General features: G+C 39.9%; 20 protein-coding genes. 2 read left to right on the top strand and 18 right to left on the bottom strand.

Annotated features, from left to right (window positions below; all coding sequences use genetic code 11):
- Window positions 1–74 precede the first annotated feature (74 nt).
- The 13 genes from AC0IWT_RS08330 to rpsT form a co-directional block, all read right to left on the bottom strand.
- On the bottom strand, window positions 75–2,870 hold the full coding sequence (locus AC0IWT_RS08330; protein ID WP_471796789.1) for a TonB-dependent receptor: 2,796 nt from the start codon (window positions 2,868–2,870) through the stop codon (window positions 75–77).
- Between the two features lie 111 nt (window positions 2,871–2,981).
- Window positions 2,982–3,497, bottom strand: coding sequence for an Mpo1 family 2-hydroxy fatty acid dioxygenase (locus AC0IWT_RS08335; RefSeq protein ID WP_056871303.1), 516 nt, complete (start codon window positions 3,495–3,497; stop codon window positions 2,982–2,984).
- 218 nt (window positions 3,498–3,715) lie between these two features.
- Entirely contained in the window at window positions 3,716–5,287 is a 1,572-nt protein-coding gene (gene rny / locus AC0IWT_RS08340) for a ribonuclease Y (RefSeq protein ID WP_471796790.1), read from the bottom strand.
- Between the two features lie 312 nt (window positions 5,288–5,599).
- Window positions 5,600–5,890: a cell division protein ZapA gene (locus AC0IWT_RS08345; RefSeq protein ID WP_056871305.1), complete on the bottom strand. Its 291-nt coding sequence runs from the start codon at window positions 5,888–5,890 to the stop codon at window positions 5,600–5,602.
- A 32-nt stretch (window positions 5,891–5,922) separates the two neighbouring features.
- Window positions 5,923–6,213 (bottom strand): hypothetical protein, encoded by a 291-nt coding sequence (locus AC0IWT_RS08350; protein WP_056871306.1) that lies wholly within the window; start codon window positions 6,211–6,213, stop codon window positions 5,923–5,925.
- Window positions 6,214–6,244: 31 nt separating this feature from the next.
- Window positions 6,245–8,644 (bottom strand): phenylalanine--tRNA ligase subunit beta, encoded by a 2,400-nt coding sequence (gene pheT, locus AC0IWT_RS08355; RefSeq protein ID WP_471796791.1) that lies wholly within the window; start codon window positions 8,642–8,644, stop codon window positions 6,245–6,247.
- A gap of 345 nt (window positions 8,645–8,989) precedes the next feature.
- Window positions 8,990–9,184 carry a hypothetical protein gene (locus tag AC0IWT_RS08360; RefSeq protein ID WP_056871308.1) on the bottom strand — a complete coding sequence of 65 codons (195 nt, stop codon included), beginning with the start codon at window positions 9,182–9,184 and terminating at the stop codon, window positions 8,990–8,992.
- A gap of 6 nt (window positions 9,185–9,190) precedes the next feature.
- A complete protein-coding gene (locus tag AC0IWT_RS08365) occupies window positions 9,191–9,379 on the bottom strand; it encodes a hypothetical protein (protein WP_157274911.1) in 189 nt (62 codons plus the stop codon).
- The gene (locus AC0IWT_RS08370; protein WP_471796792.1) at window positions 9,379–10,773 is read right to left on the bottom strand and encodes a radical SAM protein; all 1,395 of its coding nucleotides are present in this window, start codon (window positions 10,771–10,773) and stop codon (window positions 9,379–9,381) included. The genes AC0IWT_RS08365 and AC0IWT_RS08370 overlap by 1 nt, the downstream gene beginning before the upstream one ends.
- Window positions 10,766–11,539: a prolipoprotein diacylglyceryl transferase gene (locus AC0IWT_RS08375; RefSeq protein WP_471796793.1), complete on the bottom strand. Its 774-nt coding sequence runs from the start codon at window positions 11,537–11,539 to the stop codon at window positions 10,766–10,768. The genes AC0IWT_RS08370 and AC0IWT_RS08375 overlap by 8 nt, the downstream gene beginning before the upstream one ends.
- A gap of 3 nt (window positions 11,540–11,542) precedes the next feature.
- Window positions 11,543–12,382, bottom strand: coding sequence for an endonuclease/exonuclease/phosphatase family protein (locus AC0IWT_RS08380; RefSeq protein WP_471796794.1), 840 nt, complete (start codon window positions 12,380–12,382; stop codon window positions 11,543–11,545).
- A 65-nt stretch (window positions 12,383–12,447) separates the two neighbouring features.
- Window positions 12,448–13,146, bottom strand: a complete 699-nt coding sequence (gene radC / locus AC0IWT_RS08385) for a RadC family protein (RefSeq protein ID WP_471796795.1) — start codon at window positions 13,144–13,146, stop codon at window positions 12,448–12,450.
- A 69-nt stretch (window positions 13,147–13,215) separates the two neighbouring features.
- On the bottom strand, window positions 13,216–13,470 hold the full coding sequence (gene rpsT, locus AC0IWT_RS08390) for a 30S ribosomal protein S20 (RefSeq protein ID WP_056871313.1): 255 nt from the start codon (window positions 13,468–13,470) through the stop codon (window positions 13,216–13,218).
- Window positions 13,471–13,707: 237 nt separating this feature from the next.
- On the opposite strand from rpsT, the gene purN reads away from it, so the two are divergent.
- Window positions 13,708–14,286 carry a phosphoribosylglycinamide formyltransferase gene (gene purN / locus AC0IWT_RS08395; protein ID WP_056871314.1) on the top strand — a complete coding sequence of 193 codons (579 nt, stop codon included), beginning with the start codon at window positions 13,708–13,710 and terminating at the stop codon, window positions 14,284–14,286.
- A 182-nt stretch (window positions 14,287–14,468) separates the two neighbouring features.
- On the opposite strand, the gene AC0IWT_RS08400 is transcribed toward purN, so the two are convergent.
- The 5 genes from AC0IWT_RS08400 to AC0IWT_RS08420 all read right to left on the bottom strand — a co-directional run bounded on the left by AC0IWT_RS08400 (window position 14,469) and on the right by AC0IWT_RS08420 (window position 18,519).
- Entirely contained in the window at window positions 14,469–15,395 is a 927-nt protein-coding gene (locus AC0IWT_RS08400; protein WP_471796796.1) for an SDR family NAD(P)-dependent oxidoreductase, read from the bottom strand.
- 527 nt (window positions 15,396–15,922) lie between these two features.
- Window positions 15,923–16,192: a hypothetical protein gene (locus AC0IWT_RS08405; RefSeq protein ID WP_471796797.1), complete on the bottom strand. Its 270-nt coding sequence runs from the start codon at window positions 16,190–16,192 to the stop codon at window positions 15,923–15,925.
- Between the two features lie 292 nt (window positions 16,193–16,484).
- Complete coding sequence (locus AC0IWT_RS08410) at window positions 16,485–17,006, bottom strand: GNAT family N-acetyltransferase (protein ID WP_471796798.1); 522 nt, start codon at window positions 17,004–17,006, stop codon at window positions 16,485–16,487.
- A 120-nt stretch (window positions 17,007–17,126) separates the two neighbouring features.
- Window positions 17,127–17,621, bottom strand: a complete 495-nt coding sequence (locus AC0IWT_RS08415) for a hypothetical protein (RefSeq protein ID WP_471796799.1) — start codon at window positions 17,619–17,621, stop codon at window positions 17,127–17,129.
- A 43-nt stretch (window positions 17,622–17,664) separates the two neighbouring features.
- On the bottom strand, window positions 17,665–18,519 hold the full coding sequence (locus AC0IWT_RS08420; RefSeq protein ID WP_471796800.1) for a chromate resistance protein ChrB domain-containing protein: 855 nt from the start codon (window positions 18,517–18,519) through the stop codon (window positions 17,665–17,667).
- A 418-nt stretch (window positions 18,520–18,937) separates the two neighbouring features.
- Between AC0IWT_RS08420 and purH the strand changes: the two genes are divergently transcribed.
- Window positions 18,938–20,464 carry a bifunctional phosphoribosylaminoimidazolecarboxamide formyltransferase/IMP cyclohydrolase gene (gene purH / locus AC0IWT_RS08425; protein WP_471796801.1) on the top strand — a complete coding sequence of 509 codons (1,527 nt, stop codon included), beginning with the start codon at window positions 18,938–18,940 and terminating at the stop codon, window positions 20,462–20,464.
- The last annotated feature ends 86 nt before the right edge of the window (window positions 20,465–20,550 follow it).

The following is a 20,550-nucleotide window of genomic DNA, read 5'->3' on the forward strand; positions in this document are numbered from 1 at the left end:
CTTTAATATTTTTTACAAATAGAAATTTTTAATTTTTATTCAGGATTAATATCCTGTTACCATATTGTTAATCACTAAAAAGTATAGTTAAAAGAGAGTGATATGTTAGTGCCAGACTTGTATGATGAGAAGGTTTCATCTCCGCCGTTGCCAACGCTGCCGTTGTATTTTTTATCACCATTGTAATCAAAGTAAATTATGCTTCTTTGGTTAAGGATATCTCCGGCGTTTAGTTTAAACTCGCCTTTCGATTTCAACACTTTGTAACTTACCTGAAGGTCGATTACATCTCTCGGATTTTCCCAGGTGCTTGGAAAGTTGATACCACTTGCCTGTACAATTCTTCTACCTATTTTATTGTAAAGGATATTGAAATTAAGCTTGTTATCTAAAGCACTGTGCTGTAAACCAGCATTGATAACATATGGCGACTGGCCAACCATTGGGCGGGTTTTATCGATATAGTTTTGATCTGTAGGGTTAGTAACCTTTGATTTTATTAGCGACAGGTTAACATAAGCAATTGTATTCTTGAACAAATTACTTTCGCCAATAAAGTTTAAGTTCTTCCTGCCTTCAAACTCTAAACCATAAGTATAAGCTTTAGGGGTATTGAAAAACGAAACATCAGGCGTTGATAAAACATCGTAACGGTATGATTCGATTGCGTTTGTGAAATGCTTGTAGAATGCTGAAACAGAGAATAACTGACCTGCTTCCGGATAAATCTCATACCTGATGTCGGCATTATCGATTAATGAGCGTTTCAGGTTTGGGTTACCTGTTATGTTACCCAATAATTCGTAATCGTAGTAAGATGAAAGTGATAATTCCCTAAATTCTGGTCTTGCTAAAGTACGGTAATATGATGCACGCAGGTTTGCTTTTTTAGTTAAACTATAGGTTAAGTTAACGGAAGGCAAAACGTCAACCTGCGAATCATCAACATATGTTTTGCTAATGCTCATCACTTTTACGTTGTAACTTTCTACCCTCGCACCATACACCGCTCTGAAATTTTCTCCAAATTTCTGATCCAACATTAGGTATCCGTAATTCGTAAACGAGTTTGCTTTATAACTATCCAGTTCGCCACCAACCTCTGCAAGTCTGTAAGCACCAGAATCAAACAACGACTGAGAAAAAATCTGATCAACAGGTAAGCTTCTGATTTGTGTTTGCAAGGCGGGGTTATTGGTAATCAATTCTGCACCGATAAAGCGGGCAGTAAAATTACGGTCGCGGTATTGCGAACCTAAGCCAACTTTGAAAGTACTCGAAGCATCAAACAATTTAAATGGAGTACTGTAATTAACATCGCCGGCATAAATGTTTTCATTTAAATCTGAAAACAACCTCGTATTGTCTTTTCCTAACGAAGTAATGTTAGCTTGGTACAAAACACTTGGATCATTCTGAGCCGCTAATGGTTTTGTATAATTAATTTTTAACTGATTGGGCTGGTTGTTGCTAATGTTGCTGTAAGATGCAGTCCATTTGAACTTATTATTTCCTTCCCCAATCTGATGATCTCCTTCTAAAGTTGTTTTAAAAAGCGACTTCTGCATAATATCGAAAGCATAAAAACGGTTTAATGAATTACCATCCTTTATACCCGTTCTTTCTGCATAGGTATCATCATAGTTTCTGTTATAAATATTCTTAAAGCTAATTTTGTTCTTTCCGAACGAATAGGCAAAGTTCGCCAAACCACCTAAGTTTGTAGAAAACTTATATTGATTATCGAGATAGTTATACACGTAGAAATTACGTTCAACATCCTGGTTTATGGTTTGTGCGTTTCTGTAAGTTGCAGATATTAACGCACCGAAGGTATTACCACTTTCGAAATGCTTTACACGCCCCAAACTTAGCTGGTAATTTTGCGTTGGCAGGGCCGACCTGTTTTTAACACTCAAATCATTCGGTAAGGATTTTAATGCGGCAATGCTTTTAGAGTTTGTTAAGGTTCCTTTAGCTACCTGCTCGCTGCTCGGAAAGTTTTCCGCAAGTTGTTTCGAGCCATCCTCAAAACCCAAATAATTCTGGGCATTTTTCTTGGTTGCTAAAAAATCTTTAAAAGTAGATTGGCTATTGTATCCGTAGCCAACTCCAAGAGAAAGAAAGTTCTGATCGGGAATATCTTTGGTCACAATCTGAACGGCTCCACCTGCAAAATCCGCCGGAAGATCAGGCGTTGCAGTTTTGCTGATGGTAATTTTGTCAACAAGATTAGAAGGTACAATATCGAAAGAGAATGCTTTTTTGTTTGCTTCTGTACTTGGCAAAGTCGAATTATCAAGCGTGGCAGTGTTGTAGCGGTCACTCAATCCACGAACAATTACGAATTTATTGTCTTGAATGGTTGCTCCACTAACACGTTTTAACACATCAGAAGTATTTCTATCTGGCGACTTTTTAATCTGCTCGCTCGAAATACCGTCAGAAATTAACGCACTGTTTTTTTGTTGTGCATATAATGTGTTGATAGACTCTTGTTTAAAACTGGCTTTTACAACAACTTCGCCAAGATTTTGCCCGCTGGCCTCGCTAAGGGTTACGCTAAGGTTGGTAACCGCAGGAGCTTTAACTTCGATGTCTGAGATTTCTTTGGTTTGATAACCGATGTAAGAAAATTCCAGAACATATTTGCCATTGGCCATGGCCTGAAGCGTGTATTTTCCATCAACATCTGTCGAAACACCTTTTGTAGTACCTTTAATTTTTACGGTAACACCGATTAATGTTTCACCTGTTTTATTGTCTGATACAACGCCGGAAATTTTACCGGTTTGGGCGTAAGCAGCTGCGCTTAAAAAGAAAACCAGCATTGCTAATGCTGTGCTTTTAAAAAGTTTGAGTAAGTTCAATTTGCCTGTATTTAATTTTAGGCAAAGCTATTACCACAATGTTAGCTGTATGTTAGATGTTAATTAAGCTTTGTTTAGCTAAAGGTTAATTTAATGTTACCGGCTTTTGATTTAGTATTTAATACCCGCCTTTTTGCAGATGAAGTGCAATAACCATATCGGTCCAATTAACAAAAACTTAATATCGTCTAAAAATGATGGTTTTTTCCCCTCAATTTTATGCCCGATAAACTGGCCAATCCAGGAAACCACAAAGATGATAAGACAAATTACCCAAACCGCGGGACCACCCGTTTTTTGCCACTGCTCCAGCGATACAATGCCCCAACTCATTATAACGATGAGCAGTAACATCATGTAAGAGAGCACAGGCGACAAACGGTAGTAGTAATACACAGAGAAAGCAATTAAAAAAGATGCCCAGTTTACAAAGCCGTTATACTTCCCTAAAAAAGCGATATGTGGAAACGGGATTGACCAAACCAGGCCCAGCAAGCTGAAAATAATCAGCGGCACACAAATCCAATGGATAACTTCGTTCGTTTCATTATTATGGCTTTCCTGATATTTATCGAAATAAACATCTACAGGCCGTTTAATTTCAACTTTGTGGGTTTGCTTGCTCATTATGTAAAAATAAAAAAAATACTGATGTGTTCGACTAATTTTTAACCACAGGAAAGCGGCAGGTAATTTCGGTTTTTAAAGATGAGCTAAATAGAAAGAGGCGTTGGTGTTTCTAAGCTGCCGAAAAACAGAAAATAAAAAAAGCGACGACCTCAGTCATCGCTTCTATCTATATACTCTTTGAACTGCTGTAACCGTTCAGTTTACTACATCAGCAATTACTTAGCAAATGCAACAGAACGCGTTTCGCGTATTACCGTAACTTTAATCTGACCAGGGTAAGTCATTTCCGTTTGAATGCGTGTCGAAATATCCGCAGCAAGCAACTCTGCCTGGGCATCGGTAATTCTTTCACTTTCCACAATTACCCTCAGCTCTCTTCCTGCCTGTATTGCGAAGGTTTTTTCTACGCCCGGATATGATAGGGCAAGTTCTTCTAAATCTTTGAGACGCTTAATGTAGCTTTCTACAACCTCTCTACGCGCACCCGGACGAGCGCCCGAAATCGCATCGCAGGCCTGTACAATTGGCGAAATCATCGAGGTCATTTCGATTTCATCGTGGTGGGCACCAATTGCATTACAAATTTCAGGATGTTCCTTATATTTTTCTGCAAGTTGCATACCTAAAATCGCGTGTGGCAATTCAGGGTTATCATCAGGCACCTTACCTATATCGTGTAACAAACCTGCCCGTTTAGCCATCTTCGCGTTTAAGCCAAGTTCTGCAGCCATTGTAGCACAGAAATTTGCAACCTCACGAGAGTGGTGTAAAAGATTTTGTCCGTAAGATGAACGGTAACGCATACGGCCAACCATTCTGATTAACTCCGGATGCAAACCGTGGATACCTAAATCAATCACGGTACGCTCACCAATTTCTACAATCTCGTCTTCAATTTGTTTCTTGGTTTTGGCTACAATTTCCTCAATACGGGCCGGGTGGATTCGGCCATCGGTTACCAAACGGTGTAAAGCTAAACGGGCAATTTCCCTTCTTACCGGGTCAAAACCTGATAATATGATCGCTTCCGGAGTATCATCAACAATAATTTCGATACCTGTTGCCGCCTCAAGTGCACGAATATTACGGCCTTCTCTACCGATAACACGGCCTTTAATTTCATCACTTTCAATATGAAAAATCGAAACCGAGTTTTCGATTGCAGCTTCGGTTGCTGTACGCTGAATGGTTTGGATAACCACTTTCTTCGCTTCCTTGCTGGCTGTCAGCTTTGCCTCATCAACAATGTCTTTAACTTGCATCATCGCCTGGGTGCGGGCTTCTTGTTTCAGGTTTTCTACCAATTGCTCTTTGGCTTCTTCTGCAGAAAGCCCGGCAATGGTTTCCAACTGCTTTAAGTGCTGGTGCTTTAAAACCTCAACCTCTTCCTGCTTTTTAACAGCAAGATCCGTTTGCTTTTCTAAATGAATTTTTTGTTTATCAAGTTCCGCTTCCTTTTTGTTGAAGTTTTCCATACGCTGATTAACAGATTGTTCTTTCTGTTTTATGGTATTCTCGCGTTGGTTGATGGTATTATTTTTAGCATTTACCTCTTGCTCATGCTCGGCTTTAAGTTGCAGAAACTTTTCCTTTGCTTCTAAAAGTTTATTCTTTTTTAAGATTTCCGCGTTGTTTTCTGCGTCTTTTAAAATCTTTTTAACCTTGTTTTGTGCAGCAACTTCCTGCTGTTTAAGCAAGTTGCGCAGTAGGAACCTGCCTACTACTATGCCGATACCTAAGCCTGCTATAAGGGCAAATATGTATCCTAGAATCTCCGTTATTTCCATTTTGTTTTTTAAGTAAAAAAAAACCGCAACTAATTTTTTTAAAGTCTCATCATTTTAAACCTCAACTAAGCATAATTGGGATTTAAGCCATTTTCAGGTGCCATAGCAGATGAAATACGCCCTCTTAACCCCATAGATATTGAAGTGTTAAGTTTTATAAAATTGAAACTCAAAAAACTAGCCGCGGCTATGCTTTTATGCTAATTATAAGTTAACGCCATGCTTTTATATTACCCTCCGGTTTTATTTCAGCACCTCAATTATCAGATTCAGGCCGGAGCCAGAACGACGAACACTTAAAAAGAACGAACCTTATTTTGAAAAGAAATCACCTAATAAAACATCTAATTCCTCGACTTTGTCAGCAACTGCAGTATCCTGGTTTTGCACCTTATTTTCTGTTCTCAGCACAGCTGTTGCATAATGCAATACTGCCATAGAAAGAAGATCCTGCTTATCTCTGACCGCATAATTGTCTTGATAATCTTTTATGCGCTCATTGATCATTTTTGCTGCCCGCCTCACAATTTCTTCCTCCTCAACATTAACCTTTAAAGGATAAATACGGTCGGAAATAGTTATCTTAATCGAGATTTCTCCCATTGTTAGCTTAGTTTCTGATTATGTCTCACTGCTTATTTTTTAAGCAATGCGATACTTTTATCAATCTCCCGCACAAAATCGTTAATTTTTTGTTTAATATCAAGCGACTTCTCGCTCGTGCCTTCAATACTCTTTGCAAGTTTGGTAACCCGAAGTTTTTCTTCCAGTTCGCCATGCTTACCTTTAAAAGTATCAAGCGCCACTTTTAACGATTGATTTTCAAGCTTTAATAAATCATTTTCTTCCTGCAAAGCATTACACAACTCGATTATCCGCGTTGTTTTTAGTATTACCTTATCTAATTGATCTGCAACAGAAGCCATGAATTTATTTCTAAAAATACGAATTTAAATTTTATTTCCTAATTTCTGCACCCGCTTGTTGCGTAAAATTGGCAATTAACTTTTGTACCGTATTTTCAATTTGCTTATCAGTAAGCGTTTGCTCTTCATCCTGCAAAATAAAATTTAATGCATATGATTTTTTTCCTTCCGGAAGTTTGTCGCCTTCGTAAACATCAAAAACACCAACTTCTTTTATCAGTTTTTTGTCGGTTTTGAAAGCAATTCCTTTCAGAGCGTCAAAGGTTACGTCCTTATCAACCAGCATTGATAAATCTCTTCTCACCTGTGGATATTTAGAAACATCTTTATTAACGATTTTATTCTTTTTAACAATATCCAGCAAGCCTGCCCAATCAAAGTCGGCATAAAAAACCTCCGCATGCACATCACCTTGTTTTCTGTCGGCCTTGGTGGCGGCACCAAAACTTACCAAAGTTTTATCACCGCGGAAATACCGGATTCCGTACGCGAAATTTTCATCCTGCAAAACATCTGTCTGGTAAGTTGTAATTCCTAAGCGGGAAATAACGGCATCAACGGCAGCCTTTAAATTGTAAAAGGTAGCCGATTTTGTATGCTGATTCCACTGTTCGCTCTGCGTTGCACCCGATACCAATAACAATAACCTTGGCCGCTCAATGTACTGCTCATTTATAAGGTGATAAGTTTTACCGTATTCATAAAATTTAACGTCGGCATTTTTACGGTTTTGATTGTAAGCAACACTTTCCAGCGCAGGCATTAGCATGCTTTGTCGCATTACATTTAAATCGCTGCTCAGCGGATTTAAAATAAATACAGCTTCATCTAAGTTTTTAGAGTAAGCAGATTTTGTTAACGAATTACACCAAATCTCAGCAAAGCCATTGGCGGTTAGCATGTCTGCAATTACGTTTTGTGTATTTTCTTTATCCGGCCTCGAGCTGTTCGAAAGCGATGCATTTATCTTCGTCGGAATCGCGATGTTATTGTATCCGTAAATACGTAAAACCTCTTCGGTAATGTCGCACTCGCGGGTAACATCCACTTTAAAAGAAGGCACCCTTAAGGCAAGTGTATCATCAGATGTATTGGTGGCAGAAATTCCTAAAGCCGTTATAATGTGCTTAATTTCTACCGGGGGGATGTTTGCACCGATTAACTTATTGATGTTGGTAAAGCTTACTTCAAACTCAAATGGTTTAATGTGCGTAGGATAAACATCAGAAACTGGTGATGAGATTTCGCCGCCGGCTAGTTCTTTAATTAAAATGGCCGCATATTTTAAGGCTGTAACCGTAATTTCCGGATCGGTTCCCCGCTCGAAACGAAAGGAAGCATCCGTTTTTAACCCGTGCCGCTTAGCTGTTTTACGAACAGATACCGAATTGAAGTAGGCGCTTTCCAGAAAAACGTTTATAGTATTTGCATCAACTCCGGAAGTTTTACCGCCAAATACTCCTGCAATACACATTGGCGTTTCAGCATTACAAATCATGAGGTCATCTGCACTCAACTTTCGTTCTACATCATCCAGAGTAACAAAGGGGGTGCCTTCAGCTACCTTTTTTACCAACACCTTGCCGCCTGTAATTTTATCTGCATCAAAAGCATGTAAAGGCTGACCAAGGCCATGCAAAACATAATTTGTTACATCAACCACGTTATTAATGGGACGCAGGCCTATAACCTTTAATTTATCTTTAAGCCAATCTGGCGAATCACCAACACGAACACCTGAAATGGTTAGGCTACTGTAACGTGGACAAGCATCGAGGTCTTCTACTTCAACCGGAATAATCAAATTTTCATTATCAACATTAAAGGCAGACAAATCCGGCATTTCAAATTCGCTTCTAAAGTAAGCAGCCAAATCGCGGGCAACCCCTAAATGCGAGGCCGCATCGGCTCTGTTTGGCGTTAAGCCGATTTCGAAAACGAAATCGTCTGCGAGTTGGAAATAATCTTTCGCGAGGATTCCAACCTGGGTGTCGGCTGGCAAAATCATAATTCCATCATGCGATTTGCCCAATCCAATTTCATCCTCGGCACAAATCATTCCCTGAGAAACTTCTCCCCTTATCTTCGATTCTTTGATTTTAAAAGGTTCGCCTTCTAAAGGATAAACGGTTGTGCCAACGGTGGCGACCACAACTTTCTGGCCTGCGGCTACGTTGGGCGCACCACAAACAATTTGCAGGTTTTCAACGCCGCCAACACTTACTGTGGTTACACGCAAACGATCGGCATTAGGGTGCTGAATGCAGGTTAAAACTTCGCCAATAACCAAACCCTCCAGCCCACCGATAACGGCCTGTACCTTATCTACACTTTCCACTTCTAAACCAACGTTGGTTAGAATTAAAGAAAGTTCCTGAGGTGTTTTATCTATCTGAACGAATTGTTTTAGCCAGTTGTATGATATTTTCATCTATAAGTATCGGTAACGCGTATCAGCGACCAAAGCAATATCGGGCGATACACAGTTTTATAAAACGCAAAGATATTATTTAAAGCCCAAAGCAGAAAGCTAATCGAGAAATCTTGATGTAATAAAATCAGCCGCAGGGTTAAGCTGCAACCCCCTCCTCATCCCGGTAAATTGCCTGTTCAAAAACACACTAGAAACAAATCTGCCGAAAACTTTTTAATCCACGGGAAGAAATTGAGCCAGTTACCAAAAAAGAGCACTATCCAACCCTTCGAAAAAGCTATCGAAATGATGAAATCAGTTTGAGAATTCTTCGGGAAAATTTAGCATCAGCTATCAATATTACTAATGATTAATGGTTAAATTCGACAGAATTACAGCGCAGGCACCTGCACCAATCACCAGCATAATTACCGACACAATAAGTAAACGCAAAGCCGGTTTAAGCGGCAGTCCCTTCGCCGATTTTATGATAAGCTGGATCATACCAACCACAAAAAGTACCACAACGATAAGCCAGTAGAAAATAAAGCCTTCCATAGGTTGCTAACCGTTTGCCAGAATTACAGCACAGGCGCCTAAACCAATAACAACCATAATTACTGATGCAATGAGGAGTTTCAAACCTGGTTTTACCGAACCATTATTTGTGGAGGCAACAATGATCATTATTAGCCCCACTACAAATAGAATTACTGTGGCAAATCCGTATAATATAAGGAGTAAAATTAACATTATTTCATATTTAGTTCAGCCCTTATGGCATGTATTTTATTATCACGATAGAAAATATTCATGGTTTCAAAAGGCACAATTTTATATTTTTCGCTAACAATGTGCACGCATGATTTCTTAACCGCACGCACATCAAAATCTAACGGATCCATAAAGTTCATGATAATGATACGAAAAAGATTGTCATAACTCAGGTTATCAGACTTTACCCTCGGCAAACAACACATTAATTCGCCGAAAGTATCTTCAGCACAATCCACCGAAACGCCGGTGCTAAAAAGATTAAGCATGTGTTCCTTCAATTGCTCATCATGCTCAAAAACAATTGTATTTTTAGAGTTGTTCAATAAATCTTCCGGATTAATAAGGTGCGTCATCGGAATCACTTCATCACCAATTTTTAAAGCGTAGGCCATGCAGAGCGCATCAGGATTGCAGGGAACTGGAATTAAATCCTGTGGCGTAAAAGTTGGATATTGCTCGTAAATTTTCCGACGAACCTCAGTTAGCGTAATTCTTCCTGACTGATCGTTGTAATCGTCATTTCTGCCGGCAACCTGCGTTGGCTGAAAAGTAACACCACGAACACATTTCTGTTTTAAAGCATAATCAATAATGTCGCCAATTTCACCATCATTTAAACCCTTTTGCAAGGTAACCACCAGCGTTGTTGATACATTAAACTGATTAAGATTAGCGATTGCTTTCTTGCGCACTTCAGTTAAATCTTCGCCCCTCAAACGCGTCAGCACGCCTGCATCAAAACTATCAAACTGCAGGTAAATTTCGAAATCGGGCATGTAAGAGGCCAGTTTCTCTACAAAATTTATGTCTTTAGCAATGCGAATTCCATTGGTGTTAACCATTAAGTGTTTAATGGGTTTAGTTTTGGCCAGGTCCAGAATCGCAAAAAAGTCGGGGTGTACTGTGGGTTCCCCACCCGATAACTGAACCACATCCGGTTCGCCTTCATTTGCAACAACCACATCCATCATGCGGTTAATTTCTTCGAGCGTACGGTGCCGGCCATAATTTGGAGATGACATGGCATAACATGTTGGGCAGGCAAGGTTACAGCGGTCTGTTACTTCGATTACCGTTAAGCAAGAGTGCTGCTCGTGATCGGTGCATAATCCGCAATCGTAAGGACAGCCATAATGTACTTTAGTATTAAACTTAAGCGGCATTTCCGACTGCTTATTGTAGTTTCTAATCTGCTTGTAATACTCTACATCGTCAGCAATCATTACCTTGCTGTCTCCGTGCACTTTACAGTTTTTAAGCATAAAAACCTTTGCATCCTGAAAAACAATCTTTGCATCGCAAAGCATCAGGCATTCCGGACAAAGGCTTTTCGTGTAATCGTAGTAGATGTAATCTCTTGTATTAGCCATAAGCGCTCGGTTGTACGGTAAAAACAGACTTAAATATTCTTATTATGAACCGGTAATAATAAATAAATATAAACAATGCCGACCAATGTATGCTGCTTAAATTTAAAAACAGCGGCTCGTATGGTTTTAGAAATTCGATAAGAAACCGAAAAAGAAAATACAATACCATCAATAGCTTAAATCTATCGCCGTTTATGAGCATTTTATTTTTAAGCGACCTGAACAGTATTAACAAAGCAGTTAAAAACAACATTTCATAAAGCATAATTGGATGTCTGCTAACCCCGTCGCCTAAATCCATACCCAGAAAAAAATTGGTGGGTAAGCCATAGGTGGGTTCGTCGATTCCCATAGAAAAACAGCCTATTCTGCCGATAAGTAATGCAATAATAATGGGTGTAACGTACAAATCGCCAGAGGCGATGTTTACACCGATTATTTTCTTAATAAGCTCTACGCCAAAAAGGCCGCCGAGCAAACCACCAATAATGGTTTTACTTTGGTAAAGCGTTAAAAAAGTTAGCTGATTTAACTGTCCGGGTGTTTCGAGAATGGCAATAAGCCTGGAACCGATTAGGGCGCCAAGCATAGCACCGAGCATAATCCAGAGCCGGTGTTCATCCGAAATTAGGTCGGCAATGCCTTTCTTTAAGTAGTAGTAAACCCGAACGCCCACAATAAAAGCAAGTGTTTCAAAAATGTAGTGATAGTGATAATATTCACCAAGAAATTGAAACTTAAATGGAAATAAGTGGTCTGTGTTCAATAGCTATTTAAAGAAAAGCCTTACAAATACGGGCAAGTGGTCAGAAAAATATTTTTTGTCTTTACTATCGCTAAGTACAGCAAACTTTTGAACATTAAAGCCATTATTTACAAAAATATAATCGATACGGTTTTTTAACTCGCTGTTAAAATCAAAAGAATTGAACGTTCCGGCCGGCCCGTAAGGTTGCTCAACTGATATCTCTTTCGCATCCTGGAGGAATGATTTTATCGTAGCAATAGCTTCAGTTTCTGGCGTTACATTTAAATCACCTGTATAAACTACAGGTAACTTTGGCGCAATTTCCTGTATTTTTTGTTTTATCAGCTTTGCCGATTCGATTCTTGCTTTTACACCAACATGATCGTAATGGGTGTTAAATACGATAAATTCCTGCTTATTAAGTTTATCATATAGTTTAACCCAGCTACAAATCCTTGGCAGTACAGCATCCCATCCTTTTGATGGAACCTCTGGTGTTTCAGAAAGCCAGAATGTTCCGCCATCCCTTTTTGTAAACCTGGTTTTATCAAAGTAAATGGCCGAAAATTCGCCTTTACGTTTACCATCATCGCGGCCAACACCTACAAAATCGAAATTGGTGTTTTCGCTAAGCGCATCAAACTGCTCTGCAAGCGCTTCCTGCACGCAAAGAATGTCGGCATCGTGAAATTTAACCAAAGCCTTAACATTATCTTTTCGGTTTGGCCAGGCGTTTACACCGTCGCCAGGATTGTTATAGCGAATATTATAGGTTATTATATTAACTGGCACTTGCTTTTTTTGAGCAAAAATGGCAAGACTAAACAACAAAGAAATGGCAAAAGTGATACATGTTTTCATGCCGCAAATTACAAAATTGTTCTTTTGCTAAATTGATTTAGTGTTAAATTTAAATTGTTTTTCGATTAAACGAGCCCCTCGTCTTTGTAACTGTAGTAGCCATTATCAGTAAAGATTAGGTGGTCTACAACGAACAACCCAAGCATTATTCCAGATGCAACCATATCTCGGGTAAGCTTGTTGTCGCTATCGCTCGGCTTTAAATTTCCTGAAGGATGGTTGTGGGCCAAAACGATGCTCGCGGCGTTATTTTCGAGTGCTACTTTAAAAATAATTTTAGGGTCGGCGATGGTTCCGGCCTGCCCACCTTTGCTAATGAGGTATTTACCTATAATTTTATTTGATCTGTTCAGCAAAAGAATCCAGAATTCTTCATGATTGAGCTGGGCAAAAGATGCCTGCATGTAGCGAAATACATCAATTGACGCCGTAACCTGAGTTACCTCGTCCTGGGCAGTTTCTTTTCGCCTTAACCCAAGTTCTACCGCCGCCACAATGGAAACTGCTTTTGCCTCGCCTATTCCTTTAAATTTCGAAAGCTCAGCAATGGAGGCTTTTCCAAGTTTGGTGAGGTTGTTTTCGTAGAAGTTTAAAATCCGCTTGCTTAAATCTACAGCGGTTTCATTTTTATTGCCCGAACCGATTAAGATTGCAATGAGTTCGGCATCGGTTAAATGCCTTCGTCCGTTCAATAAGAGTTTCTCCCTCGGTCTGTCTTCCTCAGCCCAGGTTTTAATGCCTATTCTTTGCTGGTAATCTGCCATATTTTTGATAAAAAAAAGGCATCCCAACTTTGGTTGGGATGCCTTTTACTAATATCGTAAAAAATTAGCTTATTTTAAACCGTTAACGAATTTCGTTAATTTTGATTTGTTGTTAGCCGCTTTATTTTTGTGAATAACATTTTTCTTAGCTAAACGATCTAGCATAGAAATTACTTTAGGCAATAAATCTGAAGCAGTTTTTTTATCTTCTGCTGCACGTAGTCTTTTAATAAAAGTACGTGTAGTTTTTGCCTGATATCTGTTACGTAAACGTTTTGTAGCGTTTGCTCTAATTCTTTTTAATGAAGATTTATGATTTGCCATTTTAATTTAGCCTTTATTTTTTCTTAATCGTTTCCTGTAATTCGGGTTGCAAATATAGGATTAATGTTTTTAAATTACAAAACACTTTTACTTTTTTTAGCGATTTTTTTAAACCTTTTATTTACAGCGCAAAAATACGTCAATTTAATCGTTAACGCAATAGAATTAAAACCATAAAAAATATCATATTAAAAAATACCTGCCTAAAAATGCTATTTTTGGGGAAAACGAATTTGAGTGAAAAAACGAATAGCCATCTTTGCTTCGGGTTCGGGCTCTAATGCCCAAAAACTAATGGAGCATTTTAAACGAAGTACCGATATAGAAATCTCTTTAGTATTAACCAATAATGCTGATGCCTACGTTTTGCAAAGGGCTGATAACTTCGAAATTCCGAGTCACATTTTCGACAAAAACGAATTTTACAAAACAGACGAAGTTATCGATTTACTCAAGAACCTGGATATTGATTTTATTGTATTGGCGGGCTTTTTATGGCTAATTCCAAAAAATTTAATCGAAGCCTATCCCGGCCGGATTGTAAATATACACCCTGCTATTTTACCAAAATTTGGCGGCAAAGGTATGTATGGCGATAATGTACACAATGCAGTACTTGCCGCTGGCGAAGCCGAAGGTGGCATCACCATTCATTATGTTGATGAACATTATGATGAAGGCGAATACATTTACCAGGCGAAATATAAAATTGATAAAAATGATAACCTGGAAATGGTAAAATTTAAGGGCCAGCAACTCGAACACCTTCATTATCCGCGGATTGTAGAAAGCCTGCTCAAGAAAATTAAAAAATAAGGCAAGGGAGGCATCCCTACTCATTTTTGTCCTGAACCTGAAGAAGTTGTTCCTTAACGCCAGTATCCGCCCTGGTGCACCTTTTCCTAATCAAAACCGGTATGGCTTCCCTGATGAAATGATTTGCACGAGGAAGCGCATTGCTCCTGCAATATGCACGATTCGGAATGCGAACATATTGCTTAGCGTTTAAGTTTCTGCTGTTTTTCCCTTTTCATCCGTTCTCGAACCCCATCGTCAACGCCTGTACCTTCCTTCATTGGTTTGAAAACCGAGCCGGATGTGGTATCTGCAGGAGGCGCCATTCTGATTTGATAGCGGTGAGATATATTTGCAGAAATCCGCTCTGTAAGTCCTGGAAAAAGCCAGTGTGAAAATTTAGCGCCTTTGGATTTCCAACCAACGCCAATTTCCTTTCGCGGTCTTACCGAGGCGCGGACAACCGCATTTACAACTTTAGATGGTGGATCCATTGCGGCCATCCTAGGCGTACCTCCACTATAGTTAGCGGCGTGGCGCCAAAATGGCGTGTCTACAGCCCATGGCTCAATCGTAACCACCTTGATATTTTTGTAACCTGCCAGCCTCAACTCCTGTTTGATGGTTTTGGAGAGATTTAAAACACCTGCTTTCGTAGCCGAATAGGATGCATGGTAGGCAAGTGGGTTTACACTTTCTATGGAACCCATGTTAATCAGGGTTCCAAAACCCTGGCTTTTAAAAAGCGTAATCGCAGCGTGACTTGAATAAATAAATCCCGTCAGGTTGATTTCGACAATCCTTGCCTGATCTGCCACTGGAATCTCCCAAAAGCGCCCAATGGCACCCACACCGGCCATATTGATCCATACATCGACATGGCCAAGTTCATTCAGAGCCAGCTTCTGCAACCTCGCAACATCTTCCGGCTTGCTAATGTCCATTGCCAGCGTGATGGCCGTTCCGCCGTTAGAGCGAACTACCCTGGCCACTTCTTCGAGCGCCTCAGCTCTTCTTGCAGCAAGAATAACTTTGGCGCCATAACGCCCAACCTCCTCTGCAACCCCCCTTCCAAATCCACTCGAGGCCCCTACGATTACGTAAGTCTTTTGAGCTACTTTTTTTTGCATGTTGATGCTCGGCGTAGATGTACCACATCCGCTAAGCATCAAACTGAACACAAGTGTCAAAACACAATTTAAAATAAAGATTTGCCGCAGAGATAAGTTTGTTGTAAACATGCTGTGAAGTAATTTATTATTCTTGAACCATCCCAGCCGTTCTTTTTTTCGCTCTAAACTCCCCGCTTATTAAATCGGTTTGGAGTTTTTATCAACCGGACAGATATAGGTTAAAAACCCTACACATTGCCCAAAAGTTACTTCTGTAAATACTGTTTCTTTAAAAGCGATGTACCTGTTTTCTGTCTTAAGAGCAGGGTTCAAGCAAGAAAATTATCTCCAATGCGATAGGGCAAGCTCAATGCGTACAGGCCTCATCCGCCTGCCGGCACCTTCTCCAGAGAGAAGGGTTCGAGCAAGAAAGTTATCCCCCATGCGAAAGGCAACATGCGAACCGGCAAAGAGGAGACAAGAAATTTGCCGAATTATAGCAGTAGCCCAAACTAACTTCATTTTCAAGACACAGCCCTGAACAATTAGCCATAAATACTTAGCAAAATCAGCCAGGTAAAAAAGCCAACGGGTGCCAGAACCCCAGCGCTTATTAAAAAAGATTTTACAAACTCTTTCTTACCCAGCACTAAAAAAACAATTGCCGCAATCAGGTTTAACACCACATGTAGAAAGATACAAACGCCCATTCCTACGGCTATACTGAAGCCCCTATCGGCTACAGTACTGGTGCGTACGATGAGCAAAGCATAAGCAGCAAATGCCAATAAATTTATCCCGATGATTTTCAACATTATCTAAGTTTTTATCGTTCATTACTAGCTCCACTTGAAGCACTTACCTATTCCTAAGCATCGAACCGATGAAAATGTTTTTAATCCCAGACTTTTTATTTCAGCTGCGCAATACAAAGACTTATGTCAATGCAAATGCTTTCAGAATTAACTATAACTCAAATTTCTATTTATTGTCAATTAGCTAAAGCGTAAATTGACAGTTACTAAGGCGCTCAGTGCACTTAACCTCATTGAAGAAATCTCCCTAAACACCTTCGAGATAACGAAGGCGATGCTGAGCATGATACCTTTACAAATCGATCACTTTTTCCATTTCTATAAGCCGAATGGTTTCCACTTTGGGCTTTCCGAACCTTTCCGGAATTTCCTCGAAGGCGATTGAATGGCCTGTAGGTACATAACCATGACGGCTGTACCAATTAATCAGCTCAAGGCGGCTACTGATAACCGAGATGACTATCCTGGAGCAATTATTTGCACGGGCGTATTGCTCTGCCTCCGCCAGAAGTAACTTGCCATAACCAAGCCCTTGTAAAATTGGTGAAATCGCAAACATACCAAGGTAAAGGTCAGCAGATTTTACCTCAAGGCAAACCGTTCCCAAAATCTTCGCATCCTCGTCGCTGATTTTTAAAATTGCCACTTCGGGCTTAACCAACATTTGCATCAAAGCCTGTTCATCTATACGGATGCCATCAAGAATTTCAGCCTCGGTTGTCCACCCCTTTTTCGATTCTTCGCCGCGATAGGCAGCGTTTACCAGTTTTTCGAGTTCTTTGGCATCTTCAGGCCGGGCAATCGTTATTTTCATCTTCGTATTTGTGCAGCGAAAATAAACAATAGATTTTGCTTTACTATGGCCACCGATTAATCAACAGAAAGAAAAATACAGCCGAAGTTGTTGCTGCCAGCGCAACTGAATGTATAAAACCTAAAAGGCCAGGCCGACCTGAAATGCGATTGTTGCAGAAGAGGGCTTATCGTTTCCAAACCTGACAGGTACCGGAAGAACCACGAAGATTTTGCTGGTTTTATTATTGATGATCACTTTGTTTATTCCTGGTGTAAAGCCATATCGGCCAGAGGTTTCAAATGCCAGGCGCCCAACGAAAGTAAATCCGCTTCCGAGCGACAAAAGTACACCCGGGTGGATAAGCAAGTTCGACATTTTGCTCGACCCGTTTTCCGCCCTAACATAGGGAACTACCTCAAAAGAGAACCCAATTTTTTTACTTTTCCAAAGATTAAGCCCAACGGGAACGCCCACAACATAGTGCCCGTCGAAGTTAAAGGTGGTACTTTCGGAAGTAAAGGTGACAATGGGATGCACCACACCCACATAACCGGTAATTTTTGGATAACTTTCCTGAGCGAAAGTAGATAGTTTGATGCTGATAAGCATTAATAAGACAATGTATTTCTTCATGGCCTAAAAATAACTTCGCGTTATAAGTCAAAATAGAACTGAATTAACTATTTGTATACTCTTTACTTTTTTTAGCTCTTTTTCTATAAACGGAAGGATTTTCACCGGTTTGTTTCTTAAATATTCTGTTAAAATGGCTCTGATCAGAAAAGCCTGTTAGGTAAGCAATCTCGGTGAGCGAATATGAAGTGGTTTCCAGGAGTTTAATGGCTTTGTCTATGCGCATCTTTCGGATGTAATCCCTAAAAGACATGTTGTCAAAATACTTGGAAAACGTCCTAGAAAGATATGCCGGATTAATATCCAATTCGTTTGAAGCCCGCCTTAAACTTATAGACATGTTGGTATCCATCTGGTCTTGTATCATTTCTTTCAACTCCATCGTCCATCCGGGCGCCTTTTTCTTACCCGTTTTGAGGTATTTATGGTAAACATCGAGCAATAACTGTTCTCCAGGTGCATCGCAATGTTTCTGATTAAACATGTGTTTTGCCCAATGGTAGAGGCCATGATAAATTTTCATGCCGATTTCCAGCAGTTCATAGTCATCTTTAATTTGTTGCGATAAACCCATAAAAATTGCCGAAAGGCCTGCCGCCTGCGGCGCAAAATCCATTCGATCGGTGTCGGCACCCCGAACAATTGCCGCAATGCGGTCGAGGGCTTCATCCTTAAGTTTATGTTTTTTCAAAAAATAATCAAATGTGCACTCATCGTCATAATGGCTGTACTCTACGCCCGGCAGGTCAAAAGGTATCGCATCCAGTTCATTTGCCTTTACAATCACTTGCTCAAATGGAACATAAATAATCTCAGCATCTGGGTCAATAAAGCGTTTGATTAGCCAGGGACAAGCTATACGGTCAATTTTTGGGTGTTCTCTGGTAATCCATTTCATTATATTTGGTTAGTTTGGTTAGCTAAAGGTAACAATCTTCTTCAACCTTCCACCTTGCGCAACTTTTCTGAATAATGGAACACTATTGATTTTTGCAGTAAGCAATATAACTCATCTGGCCATTTCCAATCCCCAGTTTTATTTCACTAATCAATTGTTTTTCTGCCTTTGCAAGCTCACCAGAACTTCAGTTTGGCTAACTTTTATTAAAAAAAGCTAAGCAACCTTGATTGGGTGCCGGCGGCAAATAACTACCGGAAGTATTAAGCGATAAAAGCAATAACGAGTCTGTTATAAAATTTAATATGCCTTTAAGGCCCACTATGCAGGCTAGCTTAGTCAATCGTTTTTTTAGCTGTTAACATGCCAAAAAAACCACCGTGTTTTACTACCTTTGCGGCTCAAAATTTACAGTAGCATGAGTCAGCCGATTAAAATTAAAAACGCTTTAATTTCAGTATATTATAAAGATGGTTTAGCGCCGTTAGTAAAATTATTAGCCGCTCAGGGCGTGCAGTTATTTTCTACGGGTGGAACAGAACAATTTATAAAAGATTTGAATTTGCCCGTAACCGCTGTTGAGGATTTGACAGGTTATCCATCAATTTTAGGTGGCCGTGTTAAAACTTTGCACCCAAAGGTTTTCGGTGGAATTTTAAATCGTAGGGCGTTGGCGGGCGATCAGGAACAGATTGCAGAATATAAAATTCCTGAGATTGACCTGGTAATTGTTGATTTATATCCTTTCGAAGAAACAGTTAAAGCGGGTGGAACGCCTGAGGAAATCATCGAGAAAATTGATATCGGCGGCATTTCGTTAATCCGTGCTGCAGCCAAAAACTTTAACGATGTGGTTATCATCGCATCAAAAAATGATTATCCTACGCTACAAGCTCAACTGGAAGAACAAAACGGGGAAACTACTTTAGCGCAGCGTAAAACCTATGCTAAAATGGCTTTCCACACTTCTTCTCACTACGATACCGCGATTTTCAATTATTTTAATGCCGAAGAACCGCTTGATGTTTTCAAGCAGAGTGTTACCGAAGCAAAGACTTTGCGTTATGGTGAAAACCCACACCAGGGTGGTGTTTTTTATGGCGATTTGGATGCAATGTTTACCAAACTGAACGGCAAAGAACTTTCTTACAACAATTTAGTTGATGTAGACGCCGCAGTTGCGTTAATAGACGAATTTGATGAGCCTACTTTTGCCATTTTGAAACATACAAATGCCTGTGGTATCGCTTCGCGAAGTACTGTAAAACAGGCATGGGTTGATGCGCTGGCCTGCGATCCGGTTTCTGCTTTTGGTGGCGTTTTAATTACCAATGTTGAAGTTGATTTAGAAACTGCTCAGGAAATTAACAACCTGTTTTTTGAAGTGCTAATTGCACCAGCTTACCAGCCGGAAGCAGTAGAGTTGTTCAGTAAAAAGAAAAACCGCGTAATTTTGCAACGCAATGAGGTTGAATTAGCCAAAAGACAATTTAAAACTTTATTAAACGGCGTAATTGAGCAGGATAAAGATTTAGTAATCGAAGGACCGGAGCAAATGACAACAGTTACGGAGAAAGCGCCAACGGATGAAGAATTAAAAGACTTGCATTTCGCTAACAAAATCGTAAAACATACAAAATCAAATACCATCGTCTTGGTTAAGGATAATGTACTAATTGCGAGTGGTGTTGGCCAGACTTCACGCGTTGATGCCTTGAGACAGGCAATTGAAAAAGCCGTCTCTTTCGGTTTCAGCGTTAAAGGAAGTTCGATGGCATCGGATGCCTTCTTCCCTTTTCCCGACTGCGTGGAGATAGCAGCGGAAGCAGGAATTACGGCAGTTTTACAACCAGGAGGATCAATTAAAGATGCAGATTCGGTTGCGAAAGCTAACGAAAAAGGAATTGCAATGGTTACCACCGGCGTTAGGCATTTTAAACACTAGTTTTTTAAGCTGCAAGCTGAAACACCAAAGCATAAAGCCTATTCAGCCGTTATGGTCTGCGGGCTTTTAGCATTTATCTTTCTTAA

Source organism: Pedobacter sp. AC464, from assembly GCF_979253075.1.

Coding starts and splice junctions, on each gene's coding strand:
- radC (WP_471796795.1), bottom strand. CDS start 13,146: ATGGCAGATTACCAGCAAAGAATAGGCATTAAAACCTGGGCTGAGGAA.
- AC0IWT_RS08365 (WP_157274911.1), bottom strand. CDS start 9,379: ATGTTAATTTTACTCCTTATATTATACGGATTTGCCACAGTAATTCTA.
- AC0IWT_RS08380 (WP_471796794.1), bottom strand. CDS start 12,382: ATGAAAACATGTATCACTTTTGCCATTTCTTTGTTGTTTAGTCTTGCC.
- rpsT (WP_056871313.1), bottom strand. CDS start 13,470: ATGGCAAATCATAAATCTTCATTAAAAAGAATTAGAGCAAACGCTACA.
- AC0IWT_RS08415 (WP_471796799.1), bottom strand. CDS start 17,621: ATGAAGAAATACATTGTCTTATTAATGCTTATCAGCATCAAACTATCT.
- pheT (WP_471796791.1), bottom strand. CDS start 8,644: ATGAAAATATCATACAACTGGCTAAAACAATTCGTTCAGATAGATAAA.
- AC0IWT_RS08350 (WP_056871306.1), bottom strand. CDS start 6,213: ATGGCTTCTGTTGCAGATCAATTAGATAAGGTAATACTAAAAACAACG.
- AC0IWT_RS08345 (WP_056871305.1), bottom strand. CDS start 5,890: ATGGGAGAAATCTCGATTAAGATAACTATTTCCGACCGTATTTATCCT.
- AC0IWT_RS08420 (WP_471796800.1), bottom strand. CDS start 18,519: ATGAAATGGATTACCAGAGAACACCCAAAAATTGACCGTATAGCTTGT.
- AC0IWT_RS08360 (WP_056871308.1), bottom strand. CDS start 9,184: ATGGAAGGCTTTATTTTCTACTGGCTTATCGTTGTGGTACTTTTTGTG.
- AC0IWT_RS08405 (WP_471796797.1), bottom strand. CDS start 16,192: ATGTTGAAAATCATCGGGATAAATTTATTGGCATTTGCTGCTTATGCT.
- AC0IWT_RS08410 (WP_471796798.1), bottom strand. CDS start 17,006: ATGAAAATAACGATTGCCCGGCCTGAAGATGCCAAAGAACTCGAAAAA.
- purH (WP_471796801.1), top strand. CDS start 18,938: ATGAGTCAGCCGATTAAAATTAAAAACGCTTTAATTTCAGTATATTAT.
- AC0IWT_RS08370 (WP_471796792.1), bottom strand. CDS start 10,773: ATGGCTAATACAAGAGATTACATCTACTACGATTACACGAAAAGCCTT.
- rny (WP_471796790.1), bottom strand. CDS start 5,287: ATGGAAATAACGGAGATTCTAGGATACATATTTGCCCTTATAGCAGGC.
- AC0IWT_RS08400 (WP_471796796.1), bottom strand. CDS start 15,395: ATGCAAAAAAAAGTAGCTCAAAAGACTTACGTAATCGTAGGGGCCTCG.
- AC0IWT_RS08335 (WP_056871303.1), bottom strand. CDS start 3,497: ATGAGCAAGCAAACCCACAAAGTTGAAATTAAACGGCCTGTAGATGTT.